13 protein-coding genes are annotated in these 13,789 nt (G+C 67.1%); 2 read left to right on the forward strand and 11 right to left on the reverse strand.

The features are described from left to right. Positions 1 to 97: 97 nt before the first annotated feature. From AC5P9I_RS13590 to AC5P9I_RS13610, 5 genes are all read right to left on the reverse strand, one after another. Positions 98 to 1,513 (reverse strand): cryptochrome/photolyase family protein, encoded by a 1,416-nt coding sequence (locus AC5P9I_RS13590; RefSeq protein ID WP_049470359.1) that lies wholly within the window; start codon positions 1,511 to 1,513, stop codon positions 98 to 100. Positions 1,514 to 1,602: 89 nt separating this feature from the next. After that, positions 1,603 to 2,217, reverse strand: a complete 615-nt coding sequence (locus AC5P9I_RS13595; protein WP_049470361.1) for an inorganic diphosphatase — start codon at positions 2,215 to 2,217, stop codon at positions 1,603 to 1,605. A 10-nt stretch (positions 2,218 to 2,227) separates the two neighbouring features. Next, positions 2,228 to 3,577, reverse strand: a complete 1,350-nt coding sequence (locus AC5P9I_RS13600; RefSeq protein ID WP_231353170.1) for a purple acid phosphatase family protein — start codon at positions 3,575 to 3,577, stop codon at positions 2,228 to 2,230. A gap of 14 nt (positions 3,578 to 3,591) precedes the next feature. Continuing rightward, the gene (locus tag AC5P9I_RS13605; protein ID WP_049470367.1) at positions 3,592 to 4,707 is read right to left on the reverse strand and encodes an NHL repeat-containing protein; all 1,116 of its coding nucleotides are present in this window, start codon (positions 4,705 to 4,707) and stop codon (positions 3,592 to 3,594) included. Beyond that, positions 4,707 to 7,220, reverse strand: a complete 2,514-nt coding sequence (locus tag AC5P9I_RS13610) for a TonB-dependent receptor (RefSeq protein ID WP_223017377.1) — start codon at positions 7,218 to 7,220, stop codon at positions 4,707 to 4,709. The genes AC5P9I_RS13605 and AC5P9I_RS13610 overlap by 1 nt, the downstream gene beginning before the upstream one ends. 219 nt (positions 7,221 to 7,439) lie before the next feature. On the opposite strand from AC5P9I_RS13610, the gene upp reads away from it, so the two are divergent. Together upp and AC5P9I_RS13620 are read left to right on the forward strand one after the other, a co-directional pair. Next, complete coding sequence (upp, locus tag AC5P9I_RS13615; RefSeq protein ID WP_005409099.1) at positions 7,440 to 8,072, forward strand: uracil phosphoribosyltransferase; 633 nt, start codon at positions 7,440 to 7,442, stop codon at positions 8,070 to 8,072. Positions 8,073 to 8,258: 186 nt separating this feature from the next. Further along, positions 8,259 to 8,552 carry a PsiF family protein gene (locus tag AC5P9I_RS13620; RefSeq protein WP_046430010.1) on the forward strand — a complete coding sequence of 98 codons (294 nt, stop codon included), beginning with the start codon at positions 8,259 to 8,261 and terminating at the stop codon, positions 8,550 to 8,552. Between the two features lie 77 nt (positions 8,553 to 8,629). Here the strand turns inward: AC5P9I_RS13620 and AC5P9I_RS13625 are convergent, their stop codons facing one another. The 6 genes from AC5P9I_RS13625 to rsmD form a co-directional block, all read right to left on the reverse strand. Then, complete coding sequence (locus AC5P9I_RS13625) at positions 8,630 to 9,517, reverse strand: MBL fold metallo-hydrolase (RefSeq protein ID WP_049470373.1); 888 nt, start codon at positions 9,515 to 9,517, stop codon at positions 8,630 to 8,632. Between the two features lie 118 nt (positions 9,518 to 9,635). Beyond that, positions 9,636 to 11,366 (reverse strand): gamma-glutamyltransferase, encoded by a 1,731-nt coding sequence (ggt, locus tag AC5P9I_RS13630; RefSeq protein WP_049470376.1) that lies wholly within the window; start codon positions 11,364 to 11,366, stop codon positions 9,636 to 9,638. Beyond that, a complete protein-coding gene (locus tag AC5P9I_RS13635; protein ID WP_010484376.1) occupies positions 11,363 to 11,644 on the reverse strand; it encodes a YfhL family 4Fe-4S dicluster ferredoxin in 282 nt (93 codons plus the stop codon). Before AC5P9I_RS13635 ends, ggt begins: the two co-directional genes overlap by 4 nt. 132 nt (positions 11,645 to 11,776) lie before the next feature. Further along, entirely contained in the window at positions 11,777 to 12,268 is a 492-nt protein-coding gene (locus AC5P9I_RS13640; protein ID WP_005409092.1) for a hypothetical protein, read from the reverse strand. 60 nt (positions 12,269 to 12,328) lie between these two features. Next, the gene (coaD, locus tag AC5P9I_RS13645; RefSeq protein ID WP_005416145.1) at positions 12,329 to 12,838 is read right to left on the reverse strand and encodes a pantetheine-phosphate adenylyltransferase; all 510 of its coding nucleotides are present in this window, start codon (positions 12,836 to 12,838) and stop codon (positions 12,329 to 12,331) included. 26 nt (positions 12,839 to 12,864) lie between these two features. Next, complete coding sequence (rsmD, locus tag AC5P9I_RS13650) at positions 12,865 to 13,443, reverse strand: 16S rRNA (guanine(966)-N(2))-methyltransferase RsmD (protein ID WP_049470381.1); 579 nt, start codon at positions 13,441 to 13,443, stop codon at positions 12,865 to 12,867. Between the last annotated feature and the right edge of the window lie 346 nt (positions 13,444 to 13,789).

The raw sequence follows: 13,789 nt of genomic DNA on the forward strand, positions 1-13,789 counted from the left end.
CAGAGAGAATAAACAGCCCGGTGCGATGTCGGGATGATGATCGGTCACGGCGACAGGGCCGCGTTCAGCTAACTGACTGGATCACCCACGCGGCCCTTTACCCTGCTCCCGACTGGCGGTAGGCGGCCAGGGCGGCATCGCGGCCAGCAGCCAGATCCACCAGCGGGGTGCGCGGATAGCCCGGCGCGTGCGTGGCCAGCAGCTGCGGGTGCTGCCATGGCGCGAAGCGCGCCTTCACCGGCAACGCCGCCAGTTCGGGCACCCAGCGGCTGATGTAGCGGGCCTGCGGATCGAACTTCTCGGCCTGGGTGACCGGGTTGAACACCCGGAAGTACGGGGCCGCGTCGGCGCCGGTACCTGCCACCCACTGCCAGCCCATCGTGTTGTTGGCCAGGTCAGCATCGACCAGGGTGTCCCAGAACCAGTGCGCACCATGCAGCCAGTGGGCGCGCAGGTGCTTGCACAGGTAACTGGCCACGATCATCCGCACCCGGTTATGCATGTAGCCGGTGTGCCACAGCTCGCGCAGGCCGGCGTCGACGATCGGCACGCCGGTGTTGCCGCGCTGCCAGTGGTGCAGCTGCGCTGCAGTGGGCGTGGCCCAGGGGAAACGGTCAAACCGTGGGTTGAGGTTGTCGGTGGGTGTCTTCGGGAAGTGATGCAGCAGGTGATAGGCGAAGTCGCGCCAGCCCAGTTGCCGCAGGTAACCATCGATGTCGGCATCGGTGCCTGCGGTGCGCAGCCCCTCCAGCGCATGGGCGATGCGCCACGGCGCGATCTCGCCAAAGTGCAGGTGGGGCGACAGCCGCGAGGTGCCCACGCGATCGGGCAGATCGCGCTGCTCGCGATAGCCACGCAACGCGCCGTCCTCGAACACCGACAGCGCGTCCAGCGCACCGGCCTCGCCCGGCTGCCAGTGCTCCCAGAAGCCAGCATCCCAGTCCAGTGTCGGTGCCAGCTGGAGATCCTCCAGCGCGAGGCTGTCCACCGTGTGCGCCGCCATTGCCTTCGGTGCGGCCTGCAGCGCCGGCAGGCGCCAGTGACTGAGCACGTTGCGCCAATACGGCGTAAATACCTTGTAGGGCTGGCCCTGCTGGGTGGCAATGTCCCAGGGTTCGAACAGCAGGCTGCCGTTGCAGCTCTGCGCGTCGATGCCCTGCTCGCGCAGCGTGCGCTTGATGGTGGCGTCGCGTGGCTGCGTGGCCGGCTCGTACTTGCGGTTCCAGTACACGGCTTCGGCGCCAGCCTGCTCGATCAGGGCCTGCAGGGTCGGCAGGCTGTCACCGCTGCGCAGCACCAGCGCGGAACCGCGGGCGTGCAGGTCGGTATCCAATGCAGCCAGGGAACGGTGCCGCCACGCATCGGAGGCCGCACCCGGCGCCCATTCACCTTCTTCGTGGGGCGCATGGATGTAGACCGGCACCACATCGTGCCCCGCCTCCAATGCGGCCTGCAGGGCCGGATTGTCCTGCAGCCGCAGATCACGGCGGAACCATACCAACGCTACCGACACAGACACCGCCCCCGTTGTTGAAGGCGGACATGATAGCCAGGGGCAGTGAAGGAGATGCGCGCGCCAGGCCATCCACGCATGGCATGGATCTACTTGCCGAAGCGCTGCATCGCCTCGCTGATCAGCGCACGCGCTTCAGCAGCATTGCCCCAGCCATTGAGCTGCACCGGGTTGCGCCCGGCCGGCAGGTCCTTGTAGACGCGGAAGAAGGCCTCGATGCGCTGCCGTTCGACCTCCGGCAGATCCGCCAGGTCGCGGATGCCGGCGTAGCTCGGGTCGACCTTGTCGGTCGGCACGCCGATGATCTTCTCATCATGCTCGCCGCCGTCGATCATCTTCAGGTAACCGATCGGCCGGAAGCGCACGATTACGCCCGGATGCAGCGGTTCGCGGGTCAGCACCAGCGCGTCCAGCGGATCGTTGTCACCGGCCAGGGTACGCGGCATCGAGCCGTAGTTGGCCGGATAGGCGACCGGCATGGACTGGAAGCGATCCACATGCACCAGGCCATCGTCCTTGATCTCGTACTTGGTGAAGCTGCCGGCCGGAATCTCCACCGCCAGATTCACTTCCTGCGGGGCCTGCTTCGGCTGGGCGACCAGGAAGGGATGCAGCACGGTATCGGCGGCGGCTACCGCACTGGCCAGCAACAGCAGGGACGCGCCGATGGCAGCCAATGGAATGATGCGACGGGGTGTGGTCATCAGTGTGTCCTCATTCCCAGCAGCGGTCGGCTCGACCCTTGGCAGTCTGCGCGCGCGGACAGTCGCGCGGTGCGATACGGCCTTCGATCAGCTCCGTGCGCTGCTTGCCGCCCTTGGCGTCGCGGCGCAGTTCGAAGGCATCGTAGAGACGCCCGGTCACGGTGCGCGCCTCGTAGCGCAGGTGCTGCGGATCGATAGTCAGCACCTGGAACAGCTGGGTGTCCTCGGCTACCGGATCCATCGTCTTCCGTGCCTCGTCGGAAAGGCGGTACTGCTTCGGCCCGGCCACGGTCACCACGTACTGTGGCGTCGCGGCCTGACCTTCGCCACGGCGGCCATAGGTGTGATCGTGGCCCTGCAGCACCAGATCGACGTTGTGGCGGCGTACCACCGGCAGCAGCACGTCACGCAGCGCGGCGTTCTCGCGTCCTTCGCGCGGCGAGTAGAACGGCTGGTGCAGCAACACGATGGTCCATGGCTGCGGATTGCCGGTCAGCACCTTGTCCAGCCACTGTGCCTGTGCCCTGGCGGTGCCCAGATCGAGTGCCGAGGTGCCATCGACCACGGCCACACGCACGCACTGCGCATCGAACCAGTAGCTGGTCTGCTGCGCGGCGGGGGCGCCATTGCCCGGCAGCGCGAACGTGACCGGCCAGTGCCGGCCCAGCACGCGGCGCTCCTGCGGGGTGTCCTCGAATTCCTCGAAGTACTCATGGTTGCCGATCGCCGGGGCTACCAGCGTTTCCTGCGCCAGCCAGCCGGCGGCGGCAAACCACTCTCCCCATTCGCTGTCGTCCATGTTGTCGCCGCCGCTGACCAGATCACCGGCGAACAGGCTCATGCGCGCCTGCGGTGCAGCCTTCTGCGCGGCACGCACCACCCGGCTGACATGGCTGACGTTCTTGTTCTGGGTATCACCGAAGTACAGCAGGGTCAGCGGCTGGTCGGCCGCGGCCAGCGTGCGCAGCTGGTTCCAGGCACTCCAGCTGCCATGCCCCTGCACGCGGTAGACATACAGGGTGTCCGGCTGCAGGCCGCTGACGTCGACGCGGTGATGATGCGACAGACCGTTCTCGGTCTGCAGCGCGCGGGTCGTCGCGCGTACCTGTCGGATGCCATCGATGGCGGGCGAATCACCGGCCAGGGCGATCTCCAGCAGGGGCGCCTGCACGCTGCCATCGGTACGCCAGGCCACGGCGAACCCGTGGCTGGGATCGGCCGCCGGCGAGGCGACGATGCGGTCCGGCACCGGCGTCGCTGCGTAGTGGTGGCTGCCGGTCGGCACCTGGGTGTTCGGTTCGGCCGCAGCCCACGACAGCGACGGCAACGCCAGCAGCAGCCCCAACGCCAGCCTGCGCATCACGCACTGCCCGCTCATGCGCCACACTCCAGCGGCAATGCCAACTGCTTGGCGATGCTCTCCCAGTCGAAGGCCACCACGCCCTGGTCGTCGTGCACGGCGTACAGCGCACCATGCGGGAAGCGCGCGCTGGGCTGCTGCATCATCCAGATGCCATCGGTGTTGGCCACGGTATTGCCCTGGAACGCGCCGACCGGTTTCAGCGTGTGCCGGTCGAACAGGTGGAACACGCTGCGCTGCTTGCCCTGTTCGGTGGTGATCCACCAGCCGTCCTTGCCACAGGTGCGCAGGGTCACGCCTTCGGCCTGTGCCTTGAACACGTCGCGGCCGAAGGTGGTGCCGGTGAAGCGGCCCGCCAGGGTGTAGACCTTGAACTCGCTGGCGTAGCGCTCGTCCTCCTCGGCAATCAGCAGGCGATCGTTCTCGGGGTCGCCCCAGATCGACTCGACCACGCGCAGCGCACCGGCCTCGGTGGTGTCACCGATGCTGGCGACAAGCTTCGCTTCGACCTTCGCGCCGTTGCGGGTCACGTGGTACTGGCGCACGCGCTTGTCCAGCTCGGCCAGCGGCGGCAGGATGTCACGCCCCTGCGCATCCTCGCCGTTGTCCCAGGAGTCGGTGACGTAGACGCTGTAGCCATCGGCACGGCGGTCGACCCACAGCCCGTACGGCTTGCGCAGATCGCCGGCAGCGAACGTCGCCAGCGGCGCGAAGTCCGGCAGGCTCAGCACCTGCACGCGGTGGTTGTCGCGCTCCACGATCCACAGCAGGTCGTCGGTCACCGCAATGCCGTTTGGGCGGTCGAACTGTCCCGGTCCGGTGCCGCTGCTACCGACGTCACGCAGGTGCCGGCCGGTGCTGCCGTCGTAGACCACCAGCTTGTCGGTGGCCTTGGCGGTGGCGATCAGCCACAGCGTGCCGTCCGGGGCGCGCCAGGCCGCCGGCGAGTCGATGTTGTCGGCCGGGGTCATCGGCGTGAGGAAGGCTTCGGCGAGGGTGGTCACCCCGCGCGCGCCACTGGCGGCCGGCGCGGCCGCTCCCGAAACCGGATCGTTGCCGCTGGCCGGCGTGCAGCCGGCGATCAGCGTGGCGGCCAGCGCCGCGGCCAGGACGGCACGGCTGCGCCCCATCACAGCGCCACCTTCAGGCCCAGCGCGTAGGTGCGGCCATACTCTTCCATCTGCAGGGTGCGCGACCGCGTGCCCTGGTACAGCTCCAGCGGCTTGTCCAGCAGGTTCTGCGCCTCGAAGTACATGCTCACCCGCGGGGTGAACTTGTAATCCAGCGAGAAATCGAGCTGGGTGTTGGGTGCCACGTAGATGTCGAACGCACGGCCCTTGCCGATGCTGTCCAGGTACTCGCTGCGGTATACCGCCGCCAGGCGCGTGCTCACGCCGTACTTCTCATAGCCGATGTGTGCGCTGTAGACATGCTTGGAGGCGCGCGGCAGGGTGAAGTCCTCGCCCGCACGGTCCTTGATACCGGCATCGAACGTGGTGTCCAGCCAGGTGCCACTGGCACCCACCAGCAGGCCATCCAGGCCGTCCGGCAGGAAGGCCAGCTGCTGCTGCCAGTTGAATTCAGCACCGCGCACGGTGGCGTTGCGACCATTGATCGGCTGGGTCACGTCGAATCCGCCGTAGGCCGGATCATTGGTCCGCACGGTTTCCACGATGTAGCCATCGATCGACTTGTGGAACAGGCCGAGCGACACGATGCCGCTGCTGCCGATGTACTTCTCCACCGACAGGTCGATGTTCTTCGACTCGTACGGGTCCAGTTCCGGATTGCCCAGGCGCACTTCCTCGTCACCGCGGCTGTAGCCCACGCGCGGAGAAACGTCGCCGAAGGACGGGCGGGATACGGTCTTGTTGGCCGAGGCGCGCAGCACCCAGTCATCGGCCGCGTCATAGCGCAGGTGCAGGCCCGGCAGCACGTTGGTGTAGCTGCTGTTGGCCACGCGCGGGGTGACGGTGAAGCTGCGGCCGTTGGCGGCCACGTCCACCTGGTTGCCGATCGCCTTGAAGCGGGTGTTCTCCACGCGCACGCCGCCGATGATGCGCAGCGCGCCCACGTCCCAGGTACCCATGGCATAACTGGCGAAGATGTCTTCGCTGGCCACGTAATCCTCTTCCAGCGACGTCATCGCATTGCCGCCGACATCCTGCGGACGGGCGCTGTACTGACTGCCGCTGGCCGCCCAGAACGCGCGCATCGCGGCCGAGTCCATGCCGTCCCCCATGTTGCCGTGGCGGTGCTCCGGCGAGGAGGTGGTCCAGCTCGACAGCGCCACCTTCGGGCCGACACGCAGTTCGCGCTCATCCACATTGACGTCGCGGTCGCGCCAGCGGCCCAGCAGACCGAACTTGATGCTGCTGCTGTCGCCATCGAAGCGCACGTTGACCTGTGCGCTGTGCTCCTTGTCGTTCACCTGCTTGGGCGAGAGCACGAAGCGGTCGAACGCGTAGTTGCTGTTGTCCAGCCACTGCGGGTTGTCGAAGCTGTAGCTGGGCAGGCGGCTGCGCTGGTCCAGGGTGCCGTTGAAGACCTTGCCGTTGAGCTTGAAGCGCGCCTCCATCTCGTCGTTCACGCGTTCTTCTGTACGGGTATAGCCGATCCGGTAATCGACCACGGCGTGGGTCAGCCGGTTCTCGCCACCGAGGCTGGCCGCGAACGTGTTTTCCTTCTTGGTGCGGTAGCGCATGCGCTTGTCGATCGAATCCTTCGGCATGCCGTCCAGGCGGTACTGGTCGGTGCCGGTCTTGACCATCTTCGCGTCGTCGAAGTTGAAGATCACGCGCTGGCGGGTCTCCGCATCATCGAACTGGCTGTACAGCGTGCGCAGGTAGTACTTGCTGTCTTCGTTCGGGCGCCAGTCGAGATTGAGGTTGGCGCCGATGCGCTTGCGTTCGATCTCATACTTGCGGTGCTGCAGGTTGATCGCGGTCACGTCACCGGGGGCGGCATCGTCCTCGCCGTCATATTCCACTTCGGTGTTGTCCGACTCGAACTTCCGCTTCTGGTAGTTCACGCCCAGCGCCACGCCGAGGGTATCGTTGAACACTTCGCTGTAGTTGAGCGCCGCCTTGGGGCTGGTCTCGCCGGACAACGGCTGGTGGCTGCCCTCGATCTTGCCACGCAGGCTGCGACCATCGCGGTCGAAGGCCGACGCCGATTCCACCAGCACGGCGCCACCGATGGCATCGCCGGGCATGTCCGGGGTGGGCGATTTGACCACGCGCAGGCGCTCGGTGGAGTCGGACGGGATCACGTCCAGAGGTGCGGCGCGACTGGAATCTTCCGGGGTGCCGACGGCAATGCCATCCACGCTGACGCTGTTGAGATTGGCGTCCAGGCCGCGGATGACCACGAAGCGGCCCTCGCCCTGGTCGCGGGTCACGCTGACACCCGGCAGACGCTGCAGTGATTCGGCCACGTTCTTGTCCGGGTACTGGCCCAGGGCGTCCGAGGAAACGGCATCCTCGATGGCATCGCTGCTGCGCTTGAGGTCGACCGCGCGGATCTGCGACTCGAGCTGGGCGCGTACTTCGATGCGGTCCAGGTCGACCGCGTCGGCGGCCACGGCGCCGGTAGCGGCTACCGCCTGCTGCCCGGCCGCCTGCAGCGGTGCCGCGGCCCCCATCGCCAGGGTCAGGGTGATGGCAACGGCCAACGGAGTCTTGATATGCACTGGGAATCCCCATTCCTGTTAAGAATGGGTCTGCACGGTATGTCCGCAAGGTTGCATGGCCATGACATGCGCCTGCACATTTCGGGTCATGCCGCTGCGGGGCCGGTTTGGGATTCGACACGCCGATCCGGCAAAATGGCGTCCTCTCTCTCATTTCCCCCTTCCCCGACCATGAAGATCGTCGAAGTGCGCCACCCGCTGGTGCAGCACAAGATCGGCCTGATGCGCAATGCCGCGCTCAGCACCAAGGATTTCCGCGAACTGGCCAACGAGCTGGGTACGCTGCTGGCCTACGAGGCCACCGCCGACCTGGACACCGAGCCGCACACCCTGCCCGGCTGGGCCGGGCCCGTCACGGTGCAGCGCATTGCCGGCGCCAAGATCACCGTGGTGCCGATCCTGCGCGCCGGCCTGGGCATGCTCAGTGGCGTGCTGTCGCTGATCCCGGCTGCCCGTGTCAGCGTGGTGGGCCTGCAGCGCGATGAGGAAACCCTGCAGCCGGTGCCCTACTTCGAGCGCCTGACCGGGCGCCTGGAAGAGCGCGACGCGCTCATCCTGGATCCGATGCTGGCCACCGGCGGTACCCTGATCGCTACCATCGACATGCTCAAGCGCGCCGGCGCCCGCCGCATCAAGGGCATCTTCCTGGTGGCCGCGCCGGAAGGCATCGAGGCGGTCAAGGCCGTGCACCCGGACGTGGAGATCTACACCGCGGCCATCGATGCCCAGCTCAACGACAAGGGCTACATCCTGCCGGGTCTGGGCGACGCCGGCGACCGCATCTTCGGAACCCGCGTCGGATAATCCTGGTGAACGGGTCGGATCCCTCTCCGCAGGAAAGAGGTCTGACCCGCTAACCGTTCGCGGGCGCGCTTCGCCGCGGCACGTGAACGCCCGTGGATGCGGGCGTGGCCGACGCGTGATTCTTCACGTGGCCTTACCGGTCGGAAGCGAATGCTCCGCGCACCCGCCACCGCTTGGAGCATTCCGATGAAAGCCTCTTTCCTGCTGGCCGCCGTCCTGCTGGTTGGCCTGCCCCTGGCTGCCAATGCCACCACCCCGCAGCAGCAGCGCATGGCCGAATGTTCGGCCAAGAACAAGGGGCTGAAGGGTGATGCCTACAAGACCGCGCAGAGTTCCTGCCTCAGCGGCCACGCCGCCGAAACCAAGGCGGTCAATCCGCAGCAGGAACGCATGCGCAAGTGCAATGCCGACGCGGGTGCGAAGAAGCTGGCCGGTGATGCGCGCAAGACCTTCATGAGCAGCTGCCTGAAGTCGTCGTAGCGATCGCGTCCGATCGGAACGCCGCAAGGCGTGGATCGACACACCCATGGATGGCCGGGCACTGCCCGGCCATTCCATTACCCCAGGGCGCGCGCCTTCAGCTCGCCCTGCTCGTGCAGGGTCACGAAACGTCCCTTGTCATCCCGGCCCAGCTGCGCCAGCGCCACCTGCGGGTCGTGGGTGAAGAACAACCGCACGTTGCGCGCCAGCTTGTCTTCAAGGAACTGCCGCTTCTCGTCGATCAGCAACTCGGCGTTGCGGTCGTAGCCCATGGTGATCGGCACGTGTACCCATGAGCGCCCCGGGATCAGGTCGGCACAGAACACCACGCCACCATGCGCGCTTTCGCCAGCATGCGCGTGCCCGACGATCTCGGCCAGCATCAGACCCGGCGTATGCCCGTCGCTATAACTGAAGCGTACGCTGCGGCCGAGCGCCTTCGAGTATTCGCCGTCGACCACTTCCAGGCGGCCACTGGCCTGCAGCAGGCCCGGCAGTTCCGGAATGAAGCTTGCGCGATCGCGCGGGTGTGGCTGCACGGCGCGCTGCCAGTGCTGCGCGCCGACCACATAGGTCGCGTTCGGAAACAGCAGCTCGGGATCACGGCCTTCGCTCCACGCCGCCAGCAGGCCGCCGGCATGGTCGAAGTGGAGGTGGCTGAGCACCACCACGTCGATATCCTCATGCTCGAAACCGGCTTCGCGCAGGGAATCGATCAGTACGTGCTGGCTTTCCTGCACCCCGTAGCGCTCACGCATGCGCGGGTCGAAGAACGCGCCGATACCGGTTTCAAACAGCACCGTCTTGCCTTCCAGCGGGCTGGCAAGCAGTGCACGGCAGGCCAGCTCGATACGATTGAGCTCGTCCGGTGCCGCCCATTTTTCCCACAACGCGCGCGGCGCGTTGCCGAACATCGCGCCGCCGTCGAGGCGCTGCGAGTTTCCACGAATAGACCAGAGTTTCATGCGTCGATTATCGGCGCCGGCTCGTTAAATAATCGCTAGACGGCAACAGAAAACCCCGCCGGCAAAGGCGGGGTTTCGGTATCAACCGGATTGCCGGCCAGTGGCCGGCACGGCCGGATCAGCGCGCCGGCACAACCTGGGCGCTGCCCACCGGGTTGCGGGGGTCGCTGCCGCCGAACAGCTTGTTCGCCTTGCGGTCCCATTCCACGGTCTGCAGGTTGCCCCACACGTGGCTGGAACCGCGACCGCCTGCGGCAACGTCGCCGGGCAGGTCGATCTTGTGACCCATGGCCTGCAGCTGCTTCACCGTCGCCGCGTCGAACGCATCGTCCTCGGCTTCGATCAGGTCCGGCAGCCACTGGTGGTGGTAGCGCGGCAGCGCGGCAACCTGCTGCGCGTCCAGGCCGTCGTCGTAGCCCAGGATGCCCAGCAGCACCATGGTGATGATGCGGCTGCCGCCCGGCGTGCCCAGCACCACCACCTTGTCGGCGTTCTCCATGAAGGTCGGGGTCATCGAGCTGAGCATGCGCTTGCCCGCCTTCGGTGCGTTGGCCTCGTAACCCATCACGCCGAACGCATTGGGCGTGCCCGGCTTCAGCGCGAAGTCGTCCATCTCGTTGTTCAGCAGCACGCCGGTGCCCTTGGGAATCAGGCCCGAGCCGTACAGCAGGTTGACGGTCTGGGTGGCGCCGACGCGGTTGCCATCGCGGTCGATGATCGAGAAGTGCGTGGTCTCGTCATCTTCCAGCGGCGTGGGGTTGCCGGACAGCAGGTCGCTGGGCGTGGCCTTCTCCGGGTGGATGGTGGCACGCAGGCCCTGCGCGTAGTCCTTGCTGGTCAGCACCTTCTGCGGGATCTGCACGAAGTCCGGATCGCCGAGGAAGAACGTGCGGTCACGGTAGGCGCGGCGCATCGATTCCACCACCAGGTGGGTGCGGTGCGCCGGGTCCATCTTCCTGATGTCCCAGCCTTCCAGGATCTGCAGCATGCTGGCCAGCGCGATGCCACCGGACGACGGCGGCGGCGCGGTGGTGATCTTCCAGCCGTTGTAGTTGAACACGATCGGCTCGCGCTGCTTGACCCGGTACCCGGCCAGCTCTTCAGCGGTCCACTTGCCGCCGGCCTGCTTCACGCCGGCCAGCAGCAGCTTTCCGGTCTGGCCCTTGTAGAAGCCGTCGAATCCGCCAGTAGCCAGGCGCTCCAGCGTCTGCGCCAGCTCCGGCTGCTTGAACAGGTCACCGGTGGCGATCGGCTTGCCGTTGCGCAGGTAGACCTCCCGCGTGCCGGGATAGCGCTCCATCACTTCACGCCGCGACGCGTAGCCCTTGGCCATGCGCTCGTACACCGGGAAGCCTTCGCGCGCGATGCGGATGGCCGGTTGCAACGAGGCCGACAGCGGCAGCTTGCCGTGCTTGGCCGACAGCTCGACCAGCGCTGCGGGCAGGCCCGGGATGCCGGCCGACCAGGCGCCGTTGACCGAACGATCCCGGTCCAGGTTGCCCTGCTTGTCGAGGAAGGCCTGCGGGGTCGCGGCGGCCGGGGCCGTCTCGCGCGCATCCAGCATCACGTCCTTGCCGGTGGCCGCGTCGTGCAGCAGGAAGAAGCCGCCACCGCCCAGCCCGGAGCTGATCGGCTCGACCACCGCCAGCGTGGACGATACCGCCACCGCCGCGTCGAAGGCGTTGCCGCCCTGCGCCAGGATGTCGATGCCGGCCTGGGTGGCCAGCGCGTGGCCGCTGGCAATGGCCGCGCCATCGGGGCGTTCGGCACGGGCCGGGCCGTCGGCCCAGGCAACCGGGCTCAGCAGCAGGGCGAGCAGCAACAAGCGGCGGACGATCAGCGTCTTCATTCGGATGGGGGCTCCGCGTAGAGTTCGGGGTGATCGTGCTGCAGTTGGCGCAGCTTGGCCAGCAGCTGGTCTTCCGTTTCCACGATCTCCGGATCCGGGTCGATGCACTCGACCGGGCAGACGACCACGCACTGTGGTTCGTCGAAATGGCCCACGCACTCGGTGCAGCGGGCAGGGTCGATCACGTAGATGGTTTCACCCATCGAAATGGCCTGGTTCGGGCAGGCCGGCTCGCAGACGTCGCAGTTGACGCAGAGCTCGTTGATTTTCAGCGACATGGCGATACTCCTCGCCCGCGCCTTGGGACAAAGGACCGGCCAGCGCGGGCGCGCGGGCCGGTCAGGTCATCAGCGGCGCCCTTGCGGGGCGCCGCCCGGGCCATGCCGGGGCATGGCCGCCATGGCTCGGTATTACTTGGCTTCGACGAAAATGTACTCGGCGCCGGTCGGCTGGATCGCCGCCTGCACGCGGGCGTTGTCGGCCGACTGGCCGATGAAGACGACGCGCACGCCCTTCATCGAATCCGGCGACACGTCCTTGAACACGGCCTGGATCATGTCAGCCATCTTGCCCGAGGCCGACGAACCGAAGGCCAGCATGTTGCCCGGCTGCACGCCACGGGCCACGGCCTGGGTCGCGCTCTCGGTCTGGCGCTCGTACTTTGCCTGGAAGTCCGGGTCCGATTCCGGCGACAGGTAGTACAGGAACGGGCTGTTGGTGATGTTGCCCATGTTCTGGATCGCCACTTCCTGCAGGTACTTCTTCCAGCCTGCATCGTCATCCTTGGCCGGAGCGACCAGGGCCTGCTTGGCTTCGTCGACCGGAGCGGCCTCTTCCTTCTTGCAGGCGGTGAAGGCCAGGGCCAACGAAGCGATCAGCATCGCGCGCATGGTGGTGTTCATGGGTTTCCTCCCGGAGTGGTGCGTGGTGGTGTACGTAATGGGGTGCGGATACAGCGGGGCTTACGACTGTGCCGCCTTCGCTTCGCGGACCTTGCGCAGGGCTTCGAGCACCGCGGCCGGCACGAAACCGGACACGTCGCCGCCCAGGCGCGCGATCTCGCGGACCAGCGAGGACGAAATGAAGCTGTGCTGCTCGGCCGGGGTCAGGAACAGGGTCTCGACCTCGGGGATCAGGTGGCGGTTCATGCTGGCCATCTGGAACTCGTACTCGAAGTCGGACACCGCGCGCAGGCCGCGCAGCAGCACCCCGCCCTGGACCGAACGTACGAAATGGGCCAGCAGCGTGTCGAAGCCGATGACCTCGACATTGCCGTGATGGGCCAGGGCGCCACGTGCCAGCTGCACGCGCTGTTCCAGCGGCAGCGCCGGGCCCTTCGACGGGCTTTGCGCCACGCCGACCACGACCTTTTCAAACAGCGGCGCAGCCCGGCTCACCAGGTCGATATGGCCGTTGGTGATCGGGTCGAACGTGCCGGGGTAGACGGCGATGCGGCGGTTGGCCACGGTCATGGGCGGTAGCAGATGTTCAGATGAGGTCAAAGTGTAGCAGTGGCGCGGCGGTACAGGGCAAAGCGCACCTCGCGGGTGCCGCCCTCCCGGTGCAACAGCCAGTCCGGCGGCAGCACCGGCACGTGGCCGGCCGGCGATTCCAGGTACAGCCAGGCATCGGCGGCCAGGTGCCGCGGCAGCTGGGCCAGTACGTCCTGCCACAGGCCATCGGCAAACGGCGGATCGATGAACACCAGGTCGGCCTGCTGCGCCGGCGCGCCCTGCAGCCAGCGCAGGGCGTCGGCCTGCACGACGGTGATCTGGTCCGCGGCCTGCAGCTTGGCCACGGCGGCAGCCAGGTTGCGTCCCAGCTGCGCATCGCGCTCGACCAGGGTGGCGTGGGCGGCGCCACGCGAGACCGCCTCCAGGCCGAGCGCACCGCTGCCGGCGAACAGGTCCAGCACCCGCGCACCACCCAGCTTGGGCATCAACCAGTTGAACAGGGTCTCGCGCACGCGGTCGCTGCTGGGCCGAAGGCCTGGCAGGGTCGGCACCGGTAGGCGGGTGTTGCGCCAGCGCCCGCCGATGATGCGGACCTGGCCGTCGTTGCCCCCACGGCCGCTCATCGGCGCCCCCGGCGGGAGGTATTCGAGAAATTCAGCATGAGCGGGATTGTAGTTCGGCCGGGCTTTGCCCGGCACCCGCAGAGGCCGAAGCAACAGCCAGAGCAACGGCAAAAGCTGGTTTCCTGTGGGTAGGCGGGGTGGGCCAGGTTGTGGGGGACGCCGTAAACCCGTCCATGGGGGCTTGGCCGCGGCATCCATGCCGCGGACTGATCTGGCCCCCCGTCAGCGGACGCCAAGAAGCGATACTTTGATCGCACTTGGAGGTCCCTTATGTCCCGTATCACCCGTCGTAGCTACACCGATGAGTTCAAGCACCAAGCCGTGGAGCTGGCCGAGTCGCTCGGGC

This window comes from Stenotrophomonas sp. YJH_SMC_29 (assembly GCF_059371235.1).

Bases quoted from the DNA above. Each gene is read 5' to 3' on its own strand.
- AC5P9I_RS13595 (WP_049470361.1), bottom strand. From the start codon at position 2,217: ATGACCACACCCCGTCGCATCATTCCATTGGCTGCCATCGGCGCGTCC.
- AC5P9I_RS13600 (WP_231353170.1), bottom strand. From the start codon at position 3,577: ATGCGCAGGCTGGCGTTGGGGCTGCTGCTGGCGTTGCCGTCGCTGTCG.
- AC5P9I_RS13605 (WP_049470367.1), bottom strand. From the start codon at position 4,707: ATGGGGCGCAGCCGTGCCGTCCTGGCCGCGGCGCTGGCCGCCACGCTG.
- AC5P9I_RS13610 (WP_223017377.1), bottom strand. From the start codon at position 7,220: ATGGGGGCCGCGGCACCGCTGCAGGCGGCCGGGCAGCAGGCGGTAGCC.
- upp (WP_005409099.1), top strand. From the start codon at position 7,440: ATGAAGATCGTCGAAGTGCGCCACCCGCTGGTGCAGCACAAGATCGGC.
- AC5P9I_RS13620 (WP_046430010.1), top strand. From the start codon at position 8,259: ATGAAAGCCTCTTTCCTGCTGGCCGCCGTCCTGCTGGTTGGCCTGCCC.
- AC5P9I_RS13625 (WP_049470373.1), bottom strand. From the start codon at position 9,517: ATGAAACTCTGGTCTATTCGTGGAAACTCGCAGCGCCTCGACGGCGGC.
- ggt (WP_049470376.1), bottom strand. From the start codon at position 11,366: ATGAAGACGCTGATCGTCCGCCGCTTGTTGCTGCTCGCCCTGCTGCTG.
- AC5P9I_RS13635 (WP_010484376.1), bottom strand. From the start codon at position 11,644: ATGTCGCTGAAAATCAACGAGCTCTGCGTCAACTGCGACGTCTGCGAG.
- AC5P9I_RS13640 (WP_005409092.1), bottom strand. From the start codon at position 12,268: ATGAACACCACCATGCGCGCGATGCTGATCGCTTCGTTGGCCCTGGCC.
- coaD (WP_005416145.1), bottom strand. From the start codon at position 12,838: ATGACCGTGGCCAACCGCCGCATCGCCGTCTACCCCGGCACGTTCGAC.
- rsmD (WP_049470381.1), bottom strand. From the start codon at position 13,443: ATGAGCGGCCGTGGGGGCAACGACGGCCAGGTCCGCATCATCGGCGGG.